We start from the raw sequence: 19,465 nt of genomic DNA on the forward strand, positions 1-19,465 counted from the left end.
GGTGATGAGCATGGGTTTGTTTGATCTTTTCAAGACGAGCCCGGCCAATGCCGCAGGCGCTAGCAAGCGAACTCAAGAAGGCGCGACTGAAACCCGAGGGCAGGCAGTTGCACCGAAAGGTGCCACTGTTCAATTGGTCGGTGCCAACCTGGTTTCAGCAATGTTTGACTCGGGCTATGCCTTAGAACGTCACCTGCCCTCGTTGTTGAATCTTGGCCCCAGTGGAACGCCGCCGCCACCCTACACCACCATGACTGCTGCGGATGGCGGACCTTGGCCCGGAGGCCTCGTGGAATGCGATATCGCGTATGGCAACGCGCTCGCACGCAGCTTTCAATTCCTTGTCAGCTATCACGGCCAGGAAGTTGAAGGGTTCCACATGTTCATGTGGAAGGGCGTGCGGATGAACGGCCTGCAAGTGGTTGCAGGATTCCCTGACGAACGCACGCCAGAAGAGGCCGCGCACATCTGGAAGATGGAAGCCTATCTTTATTACGGCCTGACCTCCAAACCCGTGGTGACCTTCGCCCCCGGCCGATCCGGCTGGAACTCGCTTGATGCCGGCTGGCAACTCATCAGCAGCCCCGACAGCAAGGTGATCTGGCAAACCTCGGTGGACACACCCAGCTTTCCCAAGGGGGCCGAACCCAATGAGGGCGCCATCGTCCTGATCGTCGGGCACACGGCTTACGACACCGGCCGCAAACCACTCGCCTATTTCAGCGCACCGCACGTGGTTCCCATCAAGGATGTCAAACGCCTAGAAAACGAAACCCCGCGCCAAGCAGCACTGCGCGAAGCTGTGCAAAAGGTGTGCGCCGAAGCCGGCATCGACCCTGCCAGCATCCAGTCGCTGGCCACCGACTGCGGCCGCGGCACGCGAGAAGCCGCACGGCGCCTGGCCGATGTGGGGGCAGTCGCTCACACGCTGATGCCCAAACTGGACGTCGTCAACGACCGCATCGACATGGCCGCCTTGTTGGGTGATCTCGGCGCCCACAACGTGACCTACACCCTGCTGTTGGCTGCGTATGCAGCCCACCAACGCAACCATCCTGTGCTGTACATCTCCAACATGGACCCAGAAGCCGGGCGGGCCATGCTGGTCTTCCCACCGTTGGATCACACGCCACCGGATCCCACGCGGGAGTTCCGGGAACACAACGCTCGCGGCCAGTGGTACGCACCTTGGTGGGGACAGCGCCTGGATGGCAAACAAGACTACTGATTAAGGGGGGTGGACGCCAAGCCATCTATGTCACCATCCCCTCATGCGCAGTCCCCCCGCTCCAGCCACCAACCCCCACTCCCTGATCGGCATCGAGCTGGCCCGCTTCGCCTGCACCTTGCCGATCCTGCTGTGGCACTACCAGCACTTCTATTACGTCAACGGCCAGCCCGTGGGTTTCGACACCACGGCCCAGCCCCTGTTTGACTGGCTCAAGCCCTTCTACCTCTACGGCTACCTGAGCGTGCAGGCTTTCTGGTGCCTCTCCGGCTTCATCTTCTTCTGGAAATACGCCCGCCCCGTGGCCCAGGGCAGTGTGCCGTTTTCAAAGTTTGCACTTTTGCGCTTCTCCCGGCTCTACCCGCTGCACCTGCTGACCCTGCTGATCGTGGCGGTGATGTCGTGGCGCTACGAGGCCATCAACGCCAGCGCGGGCTTTGTCTACCCCAACCAGGACGCCTCGCACTTTGTGCTGCAACTGCTCATGGTCAGCGATTGGCGACCAGGCATCAACTGGTCGTACAACGGTCCCATCTGGAGCATCTCGGTGGAGCTCCTGGTCTATGCGCTGTTCTACGGTTTGTGCCGCCTGGGCGTGACCAAGCTGTGGATGGTGCTGGCGCTGATCGCGGGCTCGGGCGCGGTGTATGCGTTGAAGCTGAGCGCGCACCCCGTCGTGCTGTGCGTGTTCTTCTTCTACCTGGGCGCGCTGACCTGCCTGGCGCACGAGGCCTTCGTCAAACTGTCGCCCGAGGCCCGTGGCCCCACCTTGAAAGCGGCCTTGGCCTTGGTGATGGCAGGCGCCGCCCTGGCCGTGATTGACGTGTTGCGGCCCATGCACTTCGTGGCCTTGCTCACGCCTGTGGCCATCATCGCCCTGCTGCACTGGGTTCAGCCGAAATCGCCTCAGGCCCAGCAAGCCATCGTCACCCTGGGCAACATGACGTATTCCAGCTACCTGTGGCACTTCCCGCTGCAGTTGCTGGCCGCGCTGGTGTTCATCCACCACCCGGCCGATCTGCCCGCGCACAGCCCGGCCTGGCTGGCGGGCTACTTGGGGCTCACCTACCTGCTGGCGGCCTTGAGCTACCGCCTCATCGAAAGCCCGGCGCAGAACTGGATCCGCGACAAAGTGGCCTTGGGCCGCGCCCGAGCCACCGCCTGAACGAGGCTTGGAAAGGGCAAGAGCTCAGAGGCCCTTTTCGACCATCTCGGCGGCGGCCAACAATGCTCGCGCCTTGGCCTCGGTCTCTTTCCACTCCAGCTCGGGCACCGAATCGGCCACGATGCCGGCCGCGGCCTGCACGTACAGCACCTGGTCTTTCACGATGCCGGTTCGAATGGCGATGGCCACGTCCATGTCACCGCCAAAGCTGAGGTAACCCACCGCGCCGCCATAGATGCCGCGCTGCACGGGCTCCAGCTCGTCGATGATTTCCATGGCGCGGATCTTGGGCGCACCAGTGAGCGTGCCCGCCGGGAAGGTGGCCTTGAGCACGTCCAGCGCGGTCATGCCGTCTTTCAGGATGCCTTCAACATTGCTGACGATGTGCATGACGTGCGAGTAGCGCTCAACCACGAAGGCGTCGGTCACCTTGACACTGCCGGTCTTGGCGATGCGGCCGATGTCGTTGCGCGCCAGGTCGATCAGCATGACGTGTTCGGCCCGTTCTTTCGGGTCGGCCAGCAGTTCGACTTCCAAGGCCTTGTCCAGCTCAGGCGTGGCGCCGCGCGGGCGCGTGCCGGCCAGGGGGCGGATGGTGATCGTCTGGCCGTCCAAGCCCTGCTCCTGGCGCACCAGGATCTCGGGCGAAGCGCCCACGACCTGGAAATCGCCCATGTCGTAGTAATACATGTAGGGGCTGGGGTTGATGCAGCGCAGCGCACGGTACAGGCTGAGCGGGTGCGCTTTGAAGGTCTTTTGCAGGCGCTGGCCCACTTGCACTTGCATCATGTCGCCCGCAGCGATGTATTCCTTGGCGCGCAGCACGGCGGCCAGGTAGTCGGCTTGGTCGAAGTTGCGCTCCACGGGCTGCGGCTCGCTCGCCTTGATTGACGGGGCGACCACGGTTTCGTTCAACAGGGCCTTGAGGGCCTGCAAACGCTCACTGGCCCGTTGGTAGGCACCGGGCTGCGCGGGGTCGGCGTAGACGATCAGGTACAGGCGATCGGCCAGGTTGTCGATGACGGCCAACTCTTCGCACTGCAGCAGGAGGATGTCGGGCGTGCCGATGCCGCCGGGCTTTTGCACCTTGGCCAGACGAGGCTCAATGTGGCGCACGGCCTCGTAGCCAAAATAGCCAGCCAGGCCGCCGCAAAAGCGCGGCAGGCCCTTGGGGATGGCCGCCTTGAAACGCGCCTGGTAGTCGGCGATGAACTCGAGCGGGTTGCCCTCGAATGTTTCCACCACCTGGCCGTCGGTCACGACTTCGACGTGGCGGCCCGTGGCGCGCACCAATGTGCGGGCAGGCAGCCCCACGAAAGAGTAACGGCCAAAGCGCTCGCCCCCCACCACCGACTCCAGCAAAAAACTGTGCGGCAAACCGCGGGTGAGTTTGAGGTAGAGCGACAGGGGGGTGTCCAGGTCGGCCAGGGCCTGCGCGACGAGGGGGATGCGGTTGTGGCCAGCGGCGGCCAATGCCTGGAATTCGGACTCAGTGATCATGGGATGGACTCAGCGTGCGGATCATCAAATGAAAGGGCCTGTTACACCCCGGTGGGGGAGCCCTGCGACCGCGGTGGATCAACGCCTATGATGCGATGATGCAGACGCGGCCAATGCGATGGGGATGGCTGAACGACGCCAGGGCCAAGCCCCCCGGTCGTGTGACCCCTTGATCAGTTTGCGCGTCATGAACATCAATTCAGTTTAGCAGGGCCAACCCGGCATCAAGGGCATTACCCAATCTTGCAGAACTGCTGCAAGATTAAGATGCCCAGACGAATGCAGTAGCAGTTGGACGCACGGAAGAGCACTATGTTGTCGAAGTATTTGAAGATGTTGACGGGCCTGGGGCTGGCCTTGAGCCTGCTGGCCCCGGTGGTGGTGCAAGCCCAGAACGCCGACCTGGCAGGCGTCCACTATCCCGACTCCTTGAAGGTGGAAGGCACCTCCCTGGTCCTCAATGGCAGTGGAATCAGTTACAGGGCGGTGGCCAAGATCTACACCGTGGCGCTGTATGTGCCCAAAAAAGCCACCACCGCCGATGCGATCCTGACCATGGCCGGTCCCAAGCAATTGCGCTTTGTGATGCTGCAAGGCATGCGCATTGACGAGATCGGGAAGTTGATCACCACCGGTGTAGAGAACAACAGCACACGCACGCAGTTCTATGGGCTGATTCCCGCCATCCGCAAGATGGGCGAGCAGTTCTCACGCATCAAGCGCATGTCGCCAGGCGATGTCTTCGCGATCGAATGGGTGCCCAATCGCGGCACGATCTTCTTCGTGAACAACCAGCCCGCTGGCTTGCCGATCCAGGAGCCGGACTTTTTCAACGCCATCTTGCGCACGTGGCTGGGCAAGAATCCGCCGTCACAGGGCTTGAAAGACGCGCTGCTGGATTACCAGGCACCCCCAGTGCTCAACGCGCTGGATTGATTGAGCGGCTTCAGGGCCGGGCAGCGGCCAGTGCTGCCCAGTCCAGCTCGTCCAGGCGGGCGATGTGGGCCAGGGCGGCCACTTGGTCAATCGGCTCGCCGTGGTTGTAGCCATAGGTGACCAGGACTACGGGGCAGCCTGCCGCACGGGCGGCCTGCGCGTCGTTGCTGGAGTCGCCCACCATCACGGTGTGGGCGGCTAAGGTTCCCAAGGCCTCGCAGGTTTTGAGCAGGGGCAGGGGGTCGGGCTTTTTGCGCTCGAAGGCATCGCCGCCAAACACATGATCAAAGAAGCTGCGCAGGCCTTTGCGTTCCAACAAGGCTTGGGCGAAAGTCGTGGGCTTGTTGGTGAGGCAGGCCAGGGGCAGGCCGGTGGCCTTCAACTTTTCAAGGCCTTCGAGCACTCCGGGGAAAACGTCTGAATGCTGGCCGTTCAGGCGCGTGTAGTGCTGCTGGTAGTGCTGCCAGGCCTGCGGCACGTGCTGGGCCACTTCGGCATCGTCATCGGGCAGGCCCCAGGCGTGGGCCAGTGATCGGCGCAGCAGGTCGTCGGTGCCCTTGCCCACGGTGAATTCGATGAAGCGGCGGTCAACCCGGGCAATTTCGATGGGGTGGCAGCCCATGGCGTCCAGGGTGTACTGAAGGACGACCAAGAAGTCGCCGAGGGTGTCGACCAGGGTGCCGTCGAGGTCGATGATGGCGGCTTGGAGTTTGGTCGTTGAGATCGGCGTCTGGTGTGTCATGCCCGCCATCGTAGCGGCATGAGGCTTCGGTCAGATGCCGATAGGCATCAACGGCTCAGCTGGCCCGGCGACGGCGCGCCACACACCCTGCCACCCCCAAGCCCGCCAGCACCAAGGCGTAGCTCGATGGTTCCGGCACCGCCGTCAACGAGAAGTTGTCGATACCGGCCTTCAAGGCGGGCGTGCCATCCATGCGGATCTCGGTGGTGTAAACCGAGCCCAGGGTTTGCGCCCAGCTGACGCTGCGGAAGCCATTCGCAAAGTCGGTCTCCCAGCCATGGGCCTGGGCTTGCGCATCGGTCCACGTGGCATCGAAGGTGACGCCGAAGGTCTGCCAGTCGCGGCTGAGTTCATCCGTCAAACGGTAGCGCCAGCCGTTGAAGGTAGAGTCCTGAAAGCGAAAGCGCAGCCAGACGTCACTGGTGGTGCCGGTCAGGCCGATCAGGTCGACCTTGGCGTTCCAGACCTGGGTGCCGAAGCTGCCAGTGGCGGCGGGCAACAGGGTCATCGCGCCGATCGGGAACGGGCCGGAGCGGGCGGTTTCAAGGTAACCACCACCGTTGCCACCCACGCCTGGGTTGTTGACAACGCTGTCCGTGGTGTTGCCCAACCAGCCAGCCAGGTCACCGCCGGTGCCCCAGGTTTCGCTGTAGCCGGAAGTGGCGGCCATCGTGGGCAGGGCGAGGGCGGCGACTGACATCGCGAGCGCGGCACGGCCCAGCATCTGTTGGATTGAAGTCATGCGGTATCTCCTTGTTTGAACCAGTTCCCGAGGCTAGGGTGGCCTGCCCTCATCGGCAAGGCCAAGCCTTAGGGGGACGGGCGCTTCGAGTTAGGGAGAAGGCCGCATGACACCCAGCGCCAACCTCAAAACAACTTGAGCGTTTTGGCGCTGCGCGGTGCCGATGCCGGGCCAGTGCCCGAAGCACTCCTGGCAACCACGGTGCAGGTGTAGACCACACCGCCCGGCAGCCAGTTCATCGAGATGGGCGACTTGCTGGCCGAGGTGGTGACCGTGGCCCGATTGGGCGCGGTGCAGGTGGACGTGTAGCCCGTGATGACCGCGCCCGGCAAGGCGGCCGGTGGTGAGAAGTACAACTTCAGCGAATACCAGCCGGGGGTCAAGGCGGTGATGGTGGGGGCACCGGGCAGCACGGCCAAGCCTTGCACCGTCCAGATCCTGGAGGCGGTGGGGGCGTCCAGGGTCAAGGGGGTGTTGTCTTTGACCTTGAACTCGACGGTGTGCGGCGCGCTGTCGGGCACGGTGTAGCTGAAGGTCTGCGACTGCCCGTGCTGGGTCGCCACGGTTTTGACCGGCTGCTGGTCCACCAGCCAGGTGGCCGTCAGCCCGCCAGCTTTGGCCGAACCCGCCACGCTGGCTTGAAAGCCGACCGGGGTGCCCACGTTGGCGGTCAGGCTGGAGGTGGCAGGCAAGGCACCCGGTTCGATCAGGCTGACACCTGCACTGGGCGCGCCCCAGCCGCCGCCGAACAGTTGCTTGACGAAGGCTTCGCCGTCCACATGGCAGAAGGGGGCGCCCAGCGAACGCATGATGCCGCTGAAGCATTGGCGGTACACGTCACTGGATTGGTAGCGCGCCCCTTGCCACAGGCCCGCCTCGATGGGATCGGGCATGGAGGCCACGCTGGGGATGGGGGTGGTGCTGGCCACCCAGCGCTGCCATTTCAGGCTGGCGCGCGCGGTCTGGTCGGTCACGTTGACCTCACAGGCGCCCAAGGTGGCGCCCGGCAGGTCGCTGCAGGCGGGGTAGCCCGGGTAGGGGCTGTCGTACTCGTCGGCCAGCTTGCTGAAGGAGTGGCCCAGCTCGTGCTGCATGACCTCGGCCGATGAGCCGTTGGTGGACGACACGGAGATGTAGCCACCAGAGCCGCCGTACTCTTCATCGTTCACCAGCACGGCCACCATGTCCCAATCGGGCACATCGGCGGCGGCGGTGAGGACCTTGCCGCCATCAACCACCAGCAGTCGGCGCAGGCCGGCCGCGCAGTAGGTGGCGTCAAAGGCGGTGTCCACCATCACGACGTCGGCACCTGGGGTTTCGCCGCAGTCAGGCTTGTCGGCACCAGACTGGTTGGAGGGCACAAACAGCCAGCGCACATTGATGAGCTGCTGGTAATCCTGGTAGGGCGAGATGGCCAGGAACTTGTTGGCCAGCTCGGTGGCCTGGGCCATGAATTGGGCTTTCTGGGCCAGGGTGTAGCCCTCGGCCACCACCAGCAGGTCCAGGCGGTTGGCGGCGTCGCCGTGGTTAATGAGCAGGCCGCTTTCACTGCCGGGCACGGCGGGGGGCGGGGCTGCGCGCAGCAAGGTGGGTGAGGTGTACTGGTCCAGGTCGATGTCGAGCACGACCGGTGGGGGCGCCATGGCCGCGGCCGAACTGGACCTGGCACTGACACCGGCGGCCGTGGTGTTGCCTCTCAAGCGCAGCACTTTGCCGGCCTGCACGGGCAAACGCAGCACGTACTGGCGTTCACCGGCGGGCACCACCCGGCCCTCGATCTGGGTCTGGCCAGGGCTTTGAAACTCCGCCCGGATCCAGGGCGAGCCCAAAGCCTGCGTGTTGAAGACCGAGGCGCCGGTTTTTTTGTCGACCATGGAGGCGGCCAGCACGCTTTGCTGGCGCCCAGGCTGGCTGGACGCCAGAGGTGTGACCTTGCCGCTGATGCGCACCAGCCGGTGTGAGGCCACGCTGAGCGCGCCATTGGCCTGCTCACGCACCACGAAGTAGTGGGCATCCTCGGCTTGCGCCAGGCTTCCAGCCAAGGCCAGCAGTGCGCCGCCTACCCAGTTCAATCGTCCGCTGTGTCGTTTCATGTGCTTTCCCCGTTCCATGTGGTGGAAAGCGCTTTTTATCAGACACCAGGCGGAAACTCCGGGCCCATCGAACCCATTTGCATGCAGGCTTACCCGACCATGGAGTCAACTTCAGGGGCCAGGTCGGCCACGGTGAGCAACTTGTCCTGCAGCCAGTCAAGGTTCAGGTGCAGGCGCGCCACCAGTTGGGGCACGGATTGCTCAAGCGCCTCCACGGGGGAAGCCTCCAGGACCAGGGCATCGGCCAACAGCGCGGCCACGTGCAGCACCGCGCCCAGGTTGGAAAAGGGCTGGCTGTCCAGCGGGTAGCTCACGGTTTCGAAAGCCACCAGCAAGGTGTCGGGAAACTTCCAGCGCCGGGCCAGCTCGGCCGTCACGTCGCTGTGGGTGCAGTGCCAGCGCTGCTGCTCCAGGCGAAAGCGGTCGCCGGGATGCAGGATCTGCGACTCGACGTCGGCCACGCCGGTTTTGTCGATCTGCATCATCAGCAACTGGCCCGTCTGCAGCATCAGGCCGCCCAGGTAGGCGATTTCAGGGTCCACCAAGGTGGCGCGCCCAACCAGGCCCGCGTAGTGGGCGGTGGCGATGCCTCGGCACCAAAAGCGCCTTCGGTCCAGCCCCGCCACGGCCGGGAAGGCCTTGGCCATGCAGGTGCCCAGGGCCAGGTTGCGCAAGGTCGTCATGCCCAGGGTGGCGGTGGCCTCGCGCAGGCTGCTGACGCTGCGCAATGGGCTGTAACGAGCGGTGTTGGCGATGCGAAGCACGGTCGCGCTCAAGGAAGGGTCCTTGCCAATCAGCTCGGCCAAGGCTGGCAGCGACATCGAGTCGTCGTTCATGCTGCGGATCAGCTGCGCGGCCACGCCGGGCATGTTGGGCAGCACCAGCGAGAACGGGAAGAAGTGACTGACTTTGCTGGCCATGGCCGCCCTGGATTGGATGATGTGGTGGCCTTGGTGTGCCCCTTGGCGACCAAGTCTAGGGGCTCGGCGCACGCCTCAATCGGGCAATAGGGGGCCTGGCAGGCGCTACTTCTGGAACACTGCCCATGCCCATTCAAGTGCATGCACAACTTGCAGGCACATTGAATACAACTTTTGTATGCAATCTGGTGCGCCATTGCAGATTTCGCCCCGTAAAAGCGCAACGCCAGGCGGTTTGGGCACGTCTGAGGCCTGGCACATGCATTGCAATGAAGGCCTCCGTTGGCGCAAGCCTGATGGAGATGTCCGATGTCCTCCCCGCCGCTTCATGAACAACGCAGGGCCACCATGGCCGCGCAGGCCGACCTCGAGTTGGTGAAACTGGTCAAGCGCTACGGTGCCGGCCCACAAGCGCCCATGGCCGTGGACCACATTGACCTGGACATCAAGGCGGGCCACTACTGCTGCCTGCTGGGCCCCTCGGGCTGCGGCAAGACCTCGACCTTGCGCATGATCGCGGGCCACGAAGAGGCCAGCGAAGGCGACATCATCCTGGGCGGCCGCAACATCACGCGCCTGCCCGCTTCGGCACGCGGCACATCGATGATGTTCCAGAGCTATGCCTTGTTCCCGCACCTGAGCTCGCTGGACAACGTGGCCTTCAGTTTGAAGATGCGCGGCATGGACAAAGCCGAGCGCCAGGCCAAGGCGCAAGCCCTGCTGGAGCGCGTGTCGCTGGGCCACCTGGCGCACCGCAAGCCGGCCGAGTTGTCGGGCGGCCAGCAGCAACGCGTGGCCCTGGCCCGCGCCCTGATCACCGAACCCCGTGTGCTGCTGCTGGACGAGCCCTTGTCGGCACTCGACCCCTTCCTGCGCATCAAGATGCGCGCTGAACTGAAGGCCTGGCAAAAGAGCCTGGGCATGACCTTCATCCACGTGACGCACTCGCAGGAAGAAGCCATGGCCCTGGCCGACCAGGTGGTGGTGATGAACGCCGGCCGCATCGAGCAGAACGGCACGCCGCACACCATCTTCAACGCGCCGCGCACCGAGTTCGTGGCCCGCTTCATCGGGGGCCACAACGTGATCCCCACCAGCACCGCCAAGCTGGCCGTGCGCACCGACAAGACCCAGTTGAGCCGCGAGGTGCTGCCCACCTCGAACACCAGCTTGCCCGCCACCGTGACCGGTGTGGAGTACCAGGGCACTTACGTGCTGCTGACCTTGCGCAGCCAGGCTTTGCCCGATGAAGGCGAGCTGAACGTGGTGCTCAGCGAGGCGGTGTTCTATGCCGCGCCCTGGCAGCCCGGCGAGACCGCCTCGGCCCATTGGCGCGAGGCCGACGTGCACGCGCTGGCCGCCTGATTTTCAGCCCCCCCCTCATTGCTTTGCTTCACCCCCTTGGAGAGACCCATGCCTCAACGCCCCGACGATCTCAACAACGCCTCCCCCGCATCGCCTGAGATGGGCACCGGCCTGTCGCGCCGCACCGTGCTCAAAGGTGGCCTGCTGGGCGCCACCGGCATCCTGGCCGCGGGCTATGGCCCGGCCGTGCATTCGGCCGATCCCATCGTGCTGCGCTACCTGGGCACCGCGGTGAACCAGGACAAGATGATTGCCGAGAAGTTCGCAGCCGACACGGGCATCAAGGTGCAGTACATCCCCGTGACCACGGACGATGTGACCAAGCGCGCCGTGACCGCGCCCAACAGTTTCGACCTGATCGACACCGAGTACTTCTCGCTCAAGAAGATCATCCCCACGGGCAACCTGAAGGGCATCGACGTCAAGCGCATCAAGAACGCGGACAAGATCACCTCGCTGTTCACCAAGGGTGAGGTCAATGGCAAGAAAGTGGGCGACCAGGGCACCGCACCCAAGAAGGTGATGTTCCTGGAAAGCGAAAAGTCAAAGAAGTTCGCGTCGTCTCCCACGCAGTTCATGACCCTGATCCCCACGGTCTACAACGCCGACACGCTGGGCATCCGGCCCGACCTGATCAAGCGCCCCATCACGTCGTGGAAAGAGCTGCTGAACCCCGAGTTCAAAGGCAAGGCCGCCATCCTGAACATCCCCTCGATCGGGATCATGGACGCGGCCATGGTGGTCGAGGCCATGGGCATCTACAAGTACCCCGACAAAGGCAACATGACCAAGAAGGAGATCGACCTGACGATCAAGACCTTGATCGAAGCCAAGCGCGCAGGCCAGTTCCGCAGCCTGTGGAAGGACTTCAACGAGTCGGTCAACCTGATGGCCTCGGGCGAGGTGGTGATTCAGTCGATGTGGTCGCCCGCCGTGACGGCCGTGCGCACCAAGGGCATCGCCTGCACCTTCCAGCCTTTGAAGGAAGGGTACCGCGCCTGGGCGGCCGGCTTTGGCGTGCCCACCACCGCTTCGGGCAAGAAGCTGGATGCCACCTACGAGTTCATCAACTGGTTCCTGGATGGTTGGGCCGGTGCCTACCTGAACCGCCAGGGCTATTACAGCGCCGTGCTGGACACCGCCAAAGCCAAGATGGAAGCCTATGAGTGGGCCTACTGGATGGAGGGCAAGCCCGCCACGCAAGAGATCAAGTCGCCCACCGGCCAGGTGCTGGCCAAGGTCGGTGAGATCCGCGACGGTGGCAGCTACGAATCGCGCATGAGCTCGATCGCCTGCTGGAACGCGCTGATGGACGAGAACACCTACATGGTCCAGAAATGGAACGAGTTCGTGGCCGCCTGATTTTTTGTTTTCTTTCAACGGAGTCATTTTCCATGAACACGTTTTCTCGCTTGTCGGCCACCGCGGCCGCCTCTTTGCTGTGCCTGATCGGCACGGCCCAAGCCCAGTCGTCGGTCACCCTCTATGGCGCCATCGGGCTGGATGTGCTCAGCGCCAGCAAGGTCTACAACGGCACGACCACCAGCTCGGTGGTCAAGATCGAAGACAACGCCATCGTCAACTCGCGCATTGGCGTGAAGGGCAGTGAAGACCTGGGCGGTGGCCTGAAAGCCATCTTCAACCTGGAGTCTTCGATCGCGCCTGACACAGGCGCCGCGCGCTCGCAGTTCTGGAACCGCGGCGCCTACGTGGGCCTGGCTGGCAGCCTCGGCTCCATCAAGCTGGGCCACCAGTGGAACGTGGCCGACGACTACATGGGCAACTACTTCATGTACGGCTACTACTCGCCATTCCTGATGAGCGGCTTCTATGCCTTGAGCGACTACTACGACAACGCCATCAAGTACAACTCGCCCAACTGGGGCGGCTTTGAAGGCGGGCTGTATTACTCGGCTGGCGAGAACGCCACCCGCAAATCGGCAGGGCAGAAAATCCAGGGCGCCGTGGTCTATGGCACGGGCCCGTTCAGCATTGGCTTCACCGCGTTCAGCGAGAAGAACCCGGCGTTGCCCGCTGCCGGCAACAAGATGTACGCCGGTGGTGTGAGCTATGACTTTGGCGTGCTCAAGGCACGCCTGGGCCTGGCCACTGCTGATGTGGAGTACGCCACGCCCTTCAAGGCCAACCTGATCGACGTGGGGGTGGACGTGCCTTTCGCCGCCGCCTTCTCCGGCTCGCTGGACTACGTTCAGAAGGATGTCAAAGACAGCCCGGATGACACCGAGTTCGTGCGGGCACGGCTCAGCTACGCGCTGTCCAAACGCACCAGCCTGAACGCCAACCTGATCTACCTGAAGAACTCCGGTGCGGCCAACTTTGCCTTCGTGTCCGAGCTGGCGGGCTTTGTCGGCCAACCCGGCCAGAAGCAAACCATCCTGACCGCTGGCATCACGCACAGCTTCTGATCCACCATGAAAACCTTGCCCGCCTGGATGCAGGCCTTGCCCATGGGCGGGGTCTTTCTGGTCTTCTTCGTGATGCCACTGCTGCTGGTGGGCGCGGTGAGTTTCTGGCCGCAGAACGAGTACACGCTGGAGCCCGGCTTCACGCTGGACAACTACGTGTCCTTGTTCGAAGGTGACACCACCTTCAAGACCTACCTGTCAACGCTGAAGTTTTGCGCCTTGGTGTGGCTGATCACTTTGGTGATCGGCTTCACGCTGGCCTATTTCGTCGCCTTCCACGTGCCCAGCGTGGGCGCGCAAACGGTGATCTTCACCGTGATGACCATTCCATTCTGGACCTCGAACGTGATCCGCATGATCTCGTGGATCCCGCTGCTGGGCCGCAACGGCTGGGTGAACCAGACCCTGCAAAACCTGGGGCTGACCAATGAGCCGTTGGACTGGCTGCTGTACTCCGACTTTGCCGTGGTGCTGGCCTTCGTGCACCTGAACACCACCTTCATGATGGTGCCCATCTTCAACTCGATGATGAAGATCGATCGATCGTTGATCGAGGCGGCCGATGACTGCGGCGCCACCGCCTGGCAAACGCTGTGGAATGTCATCGTGCCGCTGTGCCGCACCGGCATCCTGATTGGCTCCATCTTCGTCATCACCCTGGTGATGGGCGATTTCGTCACCGTGGGCGTGATGGGTGGGCAGCAGATCGCCTCGGTTGGCAAGACCATCCAGGTGCAGACCTCTTACCTGCAGTTCCCGCTGGCCGCCGCGAATGCCGTCGTGCTGCTGGGCGTGGTGCTGCTGATCATCGTGGCGCTGAACCGCCTGGTTGACCTGCGCAAGGAGCTTTAAGCATGAAACCCCCACGCTCACTTCGTTCGCTGCCCCCCGAGGGGGCGCAGGCCCCCCTTGGGGCGGCCCGGCGGGAGGCCTGACATGGCTGGCACCGTTCGCCGCCGCTCGCGCGGCTTCATCCCCCTGGCCATCGTGTGTGCACTGTACATCCTCTTCTTGTACGGTCCGGTGATCACCATCTTCGTGCTGAGCTTTCAAGGGCCCGAAGGCGGGCTGACCTTCCCGATGCGCGGCCTGTCATTGCACTGGTACCACGAGCTGTTCAAGGGCCTGGGCGTGGTCGATATCGGTGCGGCCATCAGGCGCTCGCTGGCGCTGGGCGTGGTGGTGATGCTGCTGACCACCTTGTTGGCCTTGATGGCAGGGCTGGCGTTTCGCAAAGGCTTCAAGGGCAGCGGCGTGCTGTTCTACACCGCGGTGGCCAGTTTGATCATGCCGTCCATCATCATCTCGCTGGGCATCGGCCTGCAGTTCCGCTTGTTCGACGACGTCATCAAGGCGATGCTGGGGCACCTGGGCTGGACCGAAACACTGGAGTCCTACACCACGCTGATGGGCCTGTACACCTCGGGCCTGGGCGCGCACCTGACGTGGACGCTGCCTTTCGGCATGCTGATCATGTTCGCGGTGTTCAACCGCTTCAACCCGGCGTATGAAGAGGCCGCGCGCGACCAGGGCGCCACGCCGTGGCAAACGCTGCGCCACGTGGTGCTGCCGCTGATCGGGCCCTCGCTGGTGGGTGTGGGCATGTTTGGCTTCACTTTGAGCTGGGACGAGATTGCGCGTTCATCGCAGGCCATTGGCGATGTCAATACACTACCGCTGGAATTGCAGGGCCTGACCACCACGGAGACCACGCCCTCGATCTACGCGCTCGGCAGCAGCACCACGGTGGTGTCGCTGCTCGTGATTTTCGCCGCGCTGGGTGCCGCCGCTTTGATGCGGCGCCGCGCGGGCGCCAAGGCTTGACCTTCTTTCCATGCCCACCCCTCGATCGCCTGCTGCCGACCCCACCCCTGCGCCCACGTCCACCCTGTCGGACGAGGAGATTTACCAGCGCCTGATCGAGGCCATCGTGGACCAGCGCCTGCTGCCTGGCACCAAGCTGGTCGAGGACAAGCTGGGCCAGGCTTTTGGCGTCTCCCGCACGCGCATCCGCCAGGTGCTGATCAGGCTGGCGCAGGAGCAGGTGGTGACCCTCCAGCCCAACAAAGGCGCCAGCGTGGCCGAGCCCACCGTGGCCGAAGCCCGCGAGGTGTTTGAAGCCCGCGCCGTGGTCGAGTCCGTGCTGGTGCAACGCTTCGTGGCCCGCGCCAAGGCCCGGGACTTGAAGATCCTGGCCGACTGCATTGATGCCGAAGAGGTGGCTCGCCAGTCGGGCGACAAGACCATGGCCTTGCGCTTGTCGGGGCAGTTCCACTTGCTGTTGGCCGAGACCGCCGCCCACCAGACTTTCGCGAGGTTTCTGAACAAGCTGGTGTCACGCACCAGCCTGATCCTGATGAGCTACACGCCGGTGGACCGCCTGCAGGTGACCGGCAGCGAGTTGCCCACGCGTTGGGTGCAGGCCTGCCGCTGCGAAGAGCACCGGGGCCTGTTGGCGGCCTTGCGCAGCGCCATCCAAGGCAAGGGCAGCGTGGATCAGGCGGTGCAACTGATGGCGGAGCACCTGGCCCACATCGAGGCCAGCCTGAGCTTTCAGCAGCCCGAGCCCGCCGACGTGGACGTGGTGCAGGCGCTGTCCAAGCCACGACGCCAGCGCACGCCGGTGGCGCGCTGAGCCACCGCAACGCCCCAAGGAGCTGGCCATGCACGTGCTCATCATCAACCCCAACATGCGGATGGCACTGACGGCGGAATTGGTCGAACAGCTCACGCCATTTGTCGCAGACCTGGGCCTGGACGTGATCGGCACGACCGCCACCTTCGGCCACGACTACATCGCCTCGGAAGCCAGCTACGTGATGGCCGCGCACGCGGTGCTGGACGCCTGGCACCTGCACCTGTTGCAGCATGGCCAGCCCAAGGCGGTGCTGGTGGCCTGCTTTGGTGACCCCGGCGTGTGGGCCCTTCGCGAGATGACCAGCGTGCCCGTGATCGGCCTGGCCGAGGCCTCGATGAAGGAGGCCCGCGCGATCGGGCCCTTTGGCATCGTGACGGGGGGCGCGGCCTGGGGCCCCATGCTGGAGCGACTGGCCCGGGGTTGGGACATGAACGGGCCTGCAGGCCTGCAGCGGGTGCTCACGGTCGAGGCCCATGGCGGCGAGCTGGCCGCTGATCCAGCGCAAGGTGTGAGCAGCCTGAATCAAGCGGTGACCGACATCCTGGCGGAAGGGCCGCCTTTGAGCGCAGTGATCCTGGGCGGCGCGGCGCTGGGAGGCTGGGCGCGCGAGCTGCCCGCCGGGCAAGGCACCGTGTTGATCGACAGCGTGGAAGCGGGCGGGCGCTGGTTGGCCGGGGCCGTGGCTTGATCGTTTGATTGATCGACCCACTAGAGCGAGAAGACACCCAGGAACTTGTTCAAGGCCGCCTGGAAAGACAGCCCCAGCACAAAGAGGATGAAGGCCAGCAGCAGCCCAGAGATGACGCCCCCAGCGACCACCGCGATGCCCACAGGCAGGAAGTCGGTCTTGCCCGCGCCCACGATCTTGGCAGCGAACCAGATGGGCGCAGTTTGCAACACCAGGATCAACAGCACGAACGCGAGGCCTTGCCCCGGATGCTACCGCCGCACGGTCACCACGTGGACACCCAGCCTTCGATCTTCAAGCCACTGAGTTGTTCGGCCTCTTCCCGGCTCACGCTGCGCACGTTCTGTCCAAAGCTCCAAACGTGGCCTTCCGGGTCCTTGGCGGAGTAGACGCGGTCGCCGTAGAACTGGTCTTCGGGCTCGCGCACGATGACCGCGCCCGCCCCACGGGCCCGATCACAGTGGGCATCCAACCCGTCCCTCAATTGCACGTGCACCGACTGCGTGTTCTTGCCATCCAGGGCGAGCGGGCTGTCGGTGGTCTCGTTCCAGGCGGGGCTGACCATGATGTATCCCTCGCCAAAGCGCATCTCCGAATGGCCCAGGTGGCCTTCACTGTCGGTGATGACCATGGTGCGCTCAAAGCCAAAAGCTTTCTCAAGCCAGTCCAGCGCAGCCAAAGGATCTTTGTAATAGACCGCCGGCCCGAAGGTCGTGCGACGAAAGGGATCGTCCATGGGGGGCTCCTGTCCTGAATGCTTTGTGTGATCGCCATTTCAGTGTCGATCAAATCCAGGCGCAAGCCAAATGCGGGCGCTCAAGACCTCAGGCCGCGTGCACCCATTGTTCAAAGCTTGAGCGCGACACAGGCTTGCCGAACAGGAAGCCCTGCACCACCTCGCAACCCAGGCCACTCAGGTAGTCGGCCTGCTCCTGGGTCTCGACGCCCTCGGCCACCAGCGCCATGTTCAGGCTTTGGCCCAGCGACACAATCGCCTTGACCAGTTGCTCCGCATTGCCCCGATCAGAAGGCACCTCCTTGATGAAGGCGCGGTCAATCTTCAGGATTTGCACCGGAAAGCGCGTCAGGTAGCTCAAGGCCGAGTAGCCGGTACCAAAGTCGTCGATGGCGATGGTGATCCCCAGTTGTGACAGTTCTTCCAGCACACTGCGCACCTCGTCGCGCCCATCCAGCAGCAGGCTTTCGGTGATCTCCAGCTCCAGCCATTCGGGCAGGCAGTGGGCTGCGCTCAAGGCTTCGCGCACGGTGTTCACCAGCTCGCCCCCGGGGAACTGCCGGGCCGACAGGTTCACCGCGATCTTCAGAGGATGACTGCTTCGGCGGTTCCAATCGGCGGCGGCCACGCAGGCGGCGCGCAGGGCCCAGGCGCCCATGGGCACGATCAGGCCGGTGTCTTCGGCCAGCGGGATGAACTGCACCGGCGGGACCAGGCCACGCTCGGGGTGGTTCCAGCGCATCAGCGCTTCGGCCCCCACCAGTCTGCCCGAGGCCAGGTCGAACTTGGGCTGGTAGTGCAGTTCCAGCTCGTCGCGCGCCAAGGCCTTGTGTAACTCGCTTTCCATCGTCAGGCGGGCCGAGGCCTGGGCCGTCAGGTCGCTGGAGTAGAACTGGAAGTTGTTGCGCCCCTGGCCCTTGGCGTGGTACAGCGCCGCATCGGCGTGCTGCAGCAACTGGTTGGCGTCCTGCGCGTCGCTGGGGTAGAGCGCGCCGCCAATGCTGGCCGTCACAAACACCTCCTGGCCACTGACCGTGAAGGGCGCCTTGAAGGCACTGATCACCTTGCTGGCGATGCTCCCCATGTCGGTGGCATGGCGCACATCGGGCAGCACCACGGCGAACTCGTCGCCGCCCAGGCGGGCGATGGTGTCGTACTCACGCAGCACCTGGCGCAAACGTTGCGCGGCTTGCTTGAGCAGGTCATCGCCCGCGCTGTGGCCCAGCGAATCGTTGATGTCCTTGAAACGGTCCAGGTCCAGCAGCAGGGTGCCCACTTGCTGGTGGTGCCACGACGCATCGATCAGGGCCTGGCTGAGCCGGTCCACGAACAGGGCGCGGTTGGGCAGTTCGGTCAAGGGGTCGAAAAAGGACAGCGAATGCAGCTGGCGCCGGTAGGTCTTCAGCTCAGTGATGTCCTGAACCGTGGCCAGAAGGCGCTTGGGATGCCCGTGCGCGTCATAGCTGATGCGCGCCACGGTGTGCAAATCGCGGGTGCCGTCGTCCTCAACGTGGCGCACCTCGTACCGCAAGGTTTCCACCTTCTCCGCGAAGGCTTTCGCGTACAGCTCGGCCACCCAGTTGCGCTGGTCCTCGGGCACCAGTTCCATCAAGTCCCTCATGCCGGGCGTCCAGTCCATCGGACGGCGCAACATGCGCAAGGTCTCGGCCGAGAAACGGGCCTGCCGCCGCGTGTAGTCCCATTCCCAGCAACCAAATTGGGCAATCTCCTGGATCTCTTCCAGCCGGGCCTCGCTGTCCGAGAGCGCCTGCAGCACGGCATGCTGAGCGCTCAGGTCTTGCAGGCCGATGATGCCGTGGGCCAAACCGCCGTCGGCCCCGTACGACAGCAAAGCCACCCCGCGCAAACGCCGCACCGAGCCATCGCGCAAGAAGGCGGCGAACTCGGCGTCCACGGTGGCGTGGCGTTGCGCCAGTGCCCCGGACCAAAGGTCGCGGACCCGGGCCGCGTCTGGCGCGCCGATCAGGCTCATCAGATGCGACACCGTCATCTCGTCATCCAGGCCATGGCCCAGCATGGCGCGCGCCTCGGGCGACACATGCAAGGCATCGCTCCCGGCATCCCATCGGACGAAACCGACCTCCATCAGGTGCTGTGCAGCGCGCAGGCAAACGTCGCTGCCAGGGGGGCCAGCGGTCAGCACTTCCCGTTGACCGAGGGCTGGCATGTCGTGAGGGTCCTTGTGAAGGGGGAACAGGGCTTTCATGCCTTATCGGTGCGCTCCGGTCTAGACTTCAGTCACCTGCACAACAAACGGAGACAACA

18 protein-coding genes are annotated in these 19,465 nt (G+C 64.1%); 10 read left to right on the forward strand and 8 right to left on the reverse strand.

What is annotated here, in order from left to right:
• Positions 1-379: 379 nt before the first annotated feature.
• Positions 380-1,228, forward strand: coding sequence for a hypothetical protein (locus PSV38_RS20075; protein WP_300550675.1), 849 nt, complete (start codon positions 380-382; stop codon positions 1,226-1,228).
• A 43-nt stretch (positions 1,229-1,271) separates the two neighbouring features.
• On the forward strand, positions 1,272-2,393 hold the full coding sequence (locus PSV38_RS20080; protein WP_300550677.1) for an acyltransferase: 1,122 nt from the start codon (positions 1,272-1,274) through the stop codon (positions 2,391-2,393).
• A 24-nt stretch (positions 2,394-2,417) separates the two neighbouring features.
• Here PSV38_RS20080 and trpE read toward each other — a convergent pair whose 3' ends face one another.
• Positions 2,418-3,893, reverse strand: coding sequence for an anthranilate synthase component I (trpE, locus tag PSV38_RS20085; protein ID WP_300550678.1), 1,476 nt, complete (start codon positions 3,891-3,893; stop codon positions 2,418-2,420).
• A gap of 312 nt (positions 3,894-4,205) precedes the next feature.
• On the opposite strand from trpE, the gene PSV38_RS20090 reads away from it, so the two are divergent.
• Positions 4,206-4,829, forward strand: a complete 624-nt coding sequence (locus PSV38_RS20090) for a chalcone isomerase family protein (RefSeq protein ID WP_300550680.1) — start codon at positions 4,206-4,208, stop codon at positions 4,827-4,829.
• A gap of 10 nt (positions 4,830-4,839) precedes the next feature.
• Here PSV38_RS20090 and gph read toward each other — a convergent pair whose 3' ends face one another.
• From gph to PSV38_RS20110, 4 genes are all read right to left on the reverse strand, one after another.
• A complete protein-coding gene (gph, locus tag PSV38_RS20095) occupies positions 4,840-5,571 on the reverse strand; it encodes a phosphoglycolate phosphatase (protein WP_366526676.1) in 732 nt (243 codons plus the stop codon).
• A 55-nt stretch (positions 5,572-5,626) separates the two neighbouring features.
• Positions 5,627-6,313, reverse strand: a complete 687-nt coding sequence (locus PSV38_RS20100; protein ID WP_300550684.1) for a PEP-CTERM sorting domain-containing protein — start codon at positions 6,311-6,313, stop codon at positions 5,627-5,629.
• Between the two features lie 125 nt (positions 6,314-6,438).
• On the reverse strand, positions 6,439-8,406 hold the full coding sequence (locus PSV38_RS20105; RefSeq protein WP_300550686.1) for a M64 family metallopeptidase: 1,968 nt from the start codon (positions 8,404-8,406) through the stop codon (positions 6,439-6,441).
• An 89-nt stretch (positions 8,407-8,495) separates the two neighbouring features.
• Positions 8,496-9,326: an HDOD domain-containing protein gene (locus tag PSV38_RS20110; RefSeq protein ID WP_300550688.1), complete on the reverse strand. Its 831-nt coding sequence runs from the start codon at positions 9,324-9,326 to the stop codon at positions 8,496-8,498.
• A gap of 309 nt (positions 9,327-9,635) precedes the next feature.
• Between PSV38_RS20110 and PSV38_RS20115 the strand changes: the two genes are divergently transcribed.
• From PSV38_RS20115 to PSV38_RS20145, 7 genes are all read left to right on the forward strand, one after another.
• Positions 9,636-10,691: an ABC transporter ATP-binding protein gene (locus tag PSV38_RS20115; RefSeq protein WP_300550690.1), complete on the forward strand. Its 1,056-nt coding sequence runs from the start codon at positions 9,636-9,638 to the stop codon at positions 10,689-10,691.
• A gap of 48 nt (positions 10,692-10,739) precedes the next feature.
• Positions 10,740-12,053, forward strand: coding sequence for a PotD/PotF family extracellular solute-binding protein (locus PSV38_RS20120; RefSeq protein WP_300550691.1), 1,314 nt, complete (start codon positions 10,740-10,742; stop codon positions 12,051-12,053).
• Positions 12,054-12,085: 32 nt separating this feature from the next.
• Positions 12,086-13,117, forward strand: coding sequence for a porin (locus PSV38_RS20125; RefSeq protein WP_300550693.1), 1,032 nt, complete (start codon positions 12,086-12,088; stop codon positions 13,115-13,117).
• A gap of 6 nt (positions 13,118-13,123) precedes the next feature.
• The gene (locus PSV38_RS20130) at positions 13,124-13,969 is read left to right on the forward strand and encodes an ABC transporter permease (protein WP_300550695.1); all 846 of its coding nucleotides are present in this window, start codon (positions 13,124-13,126) and stop codon (positions 13,967-13,969) included.
• Between the two features lie 84 nt (positions 13,970-14,053).
• Entirely contained in the window at positions 14,054-14,941 is an 888-nt protein-coding gene (locus PSV38_RS20135) for an ABC transporter permease subunit (protein WP_300550697.1), read from the forward strand.
• Positions 14,942-14,951: 10 nt separating this feature from the next.
• Entirely contained in the window at positions 14,952-15,752 is an 801-nt protein-coding gene (locus tag PSV38_RS20140; protein WP_300550698.1) for a GntR family transcriptional regulator, read from the forward strand.
• Positions 15,753-15,780: 28 nt separating this feature from the next.
• Positions 15,781-16,443, forward strand: coding sequence for an aspartate/glutamate racemase family protein (locus PSV38_RS20145; RefSeq protein WP_300550700.1), 663 nt, complete (start codon positions 15,781-15,783; stop codon positions 16,441-16,443).
• Positions 16,444-16,463: 20 nt separating this feature from the next.
• Here the strand turns inward: PSV38_RS20145 and PSV38_RS20150 are convergent, their stop codons facing one another.
• The 3 genes from PSV38_RS20150 to PSV38_RS20160 all read right to left on the reverse strand — a co-directional run bounded on the left by PSV38_RS20150 (position 16,464) and on the right by PSV38_RS20160 (position 19,367).
• Complete coding sequence (locus PSV38_RS20150; protein ID WP_300550702.1) at positions 16,464-16,670, reverse strand: hypothetical protein; 207 nt, start codon at positions 16,668-16,670, stop codon at positions 16,464-16,466.
• A gap of 38 nt (positions 16,671-16,708) precedes the next feature.
• Positions 16,709-17,179, reverse strand: a complete 471-nt coding sequence (locus PSV38_RS20155) for a VOC family protein (protein WP_300550704.1) — start codon at positions 17,177-17,179, stop codon at positions 16,709-16,711.
• A gap of 88 nt (positions 17,180-17,267) precedes the next feature.
• On the reverse strand, positions 17,268-19,367 hold the full coding sequence (locus PSV38_RS20160) for a bifunctional diguanylate cyclase/phosphodiesterase (RefSeq protein ID WP_300550705.1): 2,100 nt from the start codon (positions 19,365-19,367) through the stop codon (positions 17,268-17,270).
• Between the last annotated feature and the right edge of the window lie 98 nt (positions 19,368-19,465).

The organism is Aquabacterium sp., from assembly GCF_029946005.1.
In the GTDB taxonomy this organism is placed as follows: Bacteria; Pseudomonadota; Gammaproteobacteria; order Burkholderiales; family Burkholderiaceae_C; genus Aquabacterium.

Bases quoted from the DNA above. Each gene is read 5' to 3' on its own strand.
- gph (WP_366526676.1), bottom strand. From the start codon at position 5,571: ATGACACACCAGACGCCGATCTCAACGACCAAACTCCAAGCCGCCATC.
- PSV38_RS20110 (WP_300550688.1), bottom strand. From the start codon at position 9,326: ATGGCCAGCAAAGTCAGTCACTTCTTCCCGTTCTCGCTGGTGCTGCCC.
- PSV38_RS20160 (WP_300550705.1), bottom strand. From the start codon at position 19,367: ATGCCAGCCCTCGGTCAACGGGAAGTGCTGACCGCTGGCCCCCCTGGC.
- PSV38_RS20135 (WP_300550697.1), top strand. From the start codon at position 14,054: ATGGCTGGCACCGTTCGCCGCCGCTCGCGCGGCTTCATCCCCCTGGCC.
- PSV38_RS20155 (WP_300550704.1), bottom strand. From the start codon at position 17,179: ATGGACGATCCCTTTCGTCGCACGACCTTCGGGCCGGCGGTCTATTAC.
- PSV38_RS20105 (WP_300550686.1), bottom strand. From the start codon at position 8,406: ATGAAACGACACAGCGGACGATTGAACTGGGTAGGCGGCGCACTGCTG.
- PSV38_RS20100 (WP_300550684.1), bottom strand. From the start codon at position 6,313: ATGACTTCAATCCAACAGATGCTGGGCCGTGCCGCGCTCGCGATGTCA.
- PSV38_RS20145 (WP_300550700.1), top strand. From the start codon at position 15,781: ATGCACGTGCTCATCATCAACCCCAACATGCGGATGGCACTGACGGCG.
- PSV38_RS20130 (WP_300550695.1), top strand. From the start codon at position 13,124: ATGAAAACCTTGCCCGCCTGGATGCAGGCCTTGCCCATGGGCGGGGTC.
- PSV38_RS20075 (WP_300550675.1), top strand. From the start codon at position 380: ATGTTCATGTGGAAGGGCGTGCGGATGAACGGCCTGCAAGTGGTTGCA.
- PSV38_RS20140 (WP_300550698.1), top strand. From the start codon at position 14,952: ATGCCCACCCCTCGATCGCCTGCTGCCGACCCCACCCCTGCGCCCACG.
- trpE (WP_300550678.1), bottom strand. From the start codon at position 3,893: ATGATCACTGAGTCCGAATTCCAGGCATTGGCCGCCGCTGGCCACAAC.
- PSV38_RS20120 (WP_300550691.1), top strand. From the start codon at position 10,740: ATGCCTCAACGCCCCGACGATCTCAACAACGCCTCCCCCGCATCGCCT.
- PSV38_RS20090 (WP_300550680.1), top strand. From the start codon at position 4,206: ATGTTGTCGAAGTATTTGAAGATGTTGACGGGCCTGGGGCTGGCCTTG.
- PSV38_RS20080 (WP_300550677.1), top strand. From the start codon at position 1,272: ATGCGCAGTCCCCCCGCTCCAGCCACCAACCCCCACTCCCTGATCGGC.
- PSV38_RS20115 (WP_300550690.1), top strand. From the start codon at position 9,636: ATGTCCTCCCCGCCGCTTCATGAACAACGCAGGGCCACCATGGCCGCG.
- PSV38_RS20125 (WP_300550693.1), top strand. From the start codon at position 12,086: ATGAACACGTTTTCTCGCTTGTCGGCCACCGCGGCCGCCTCTTTGCTG.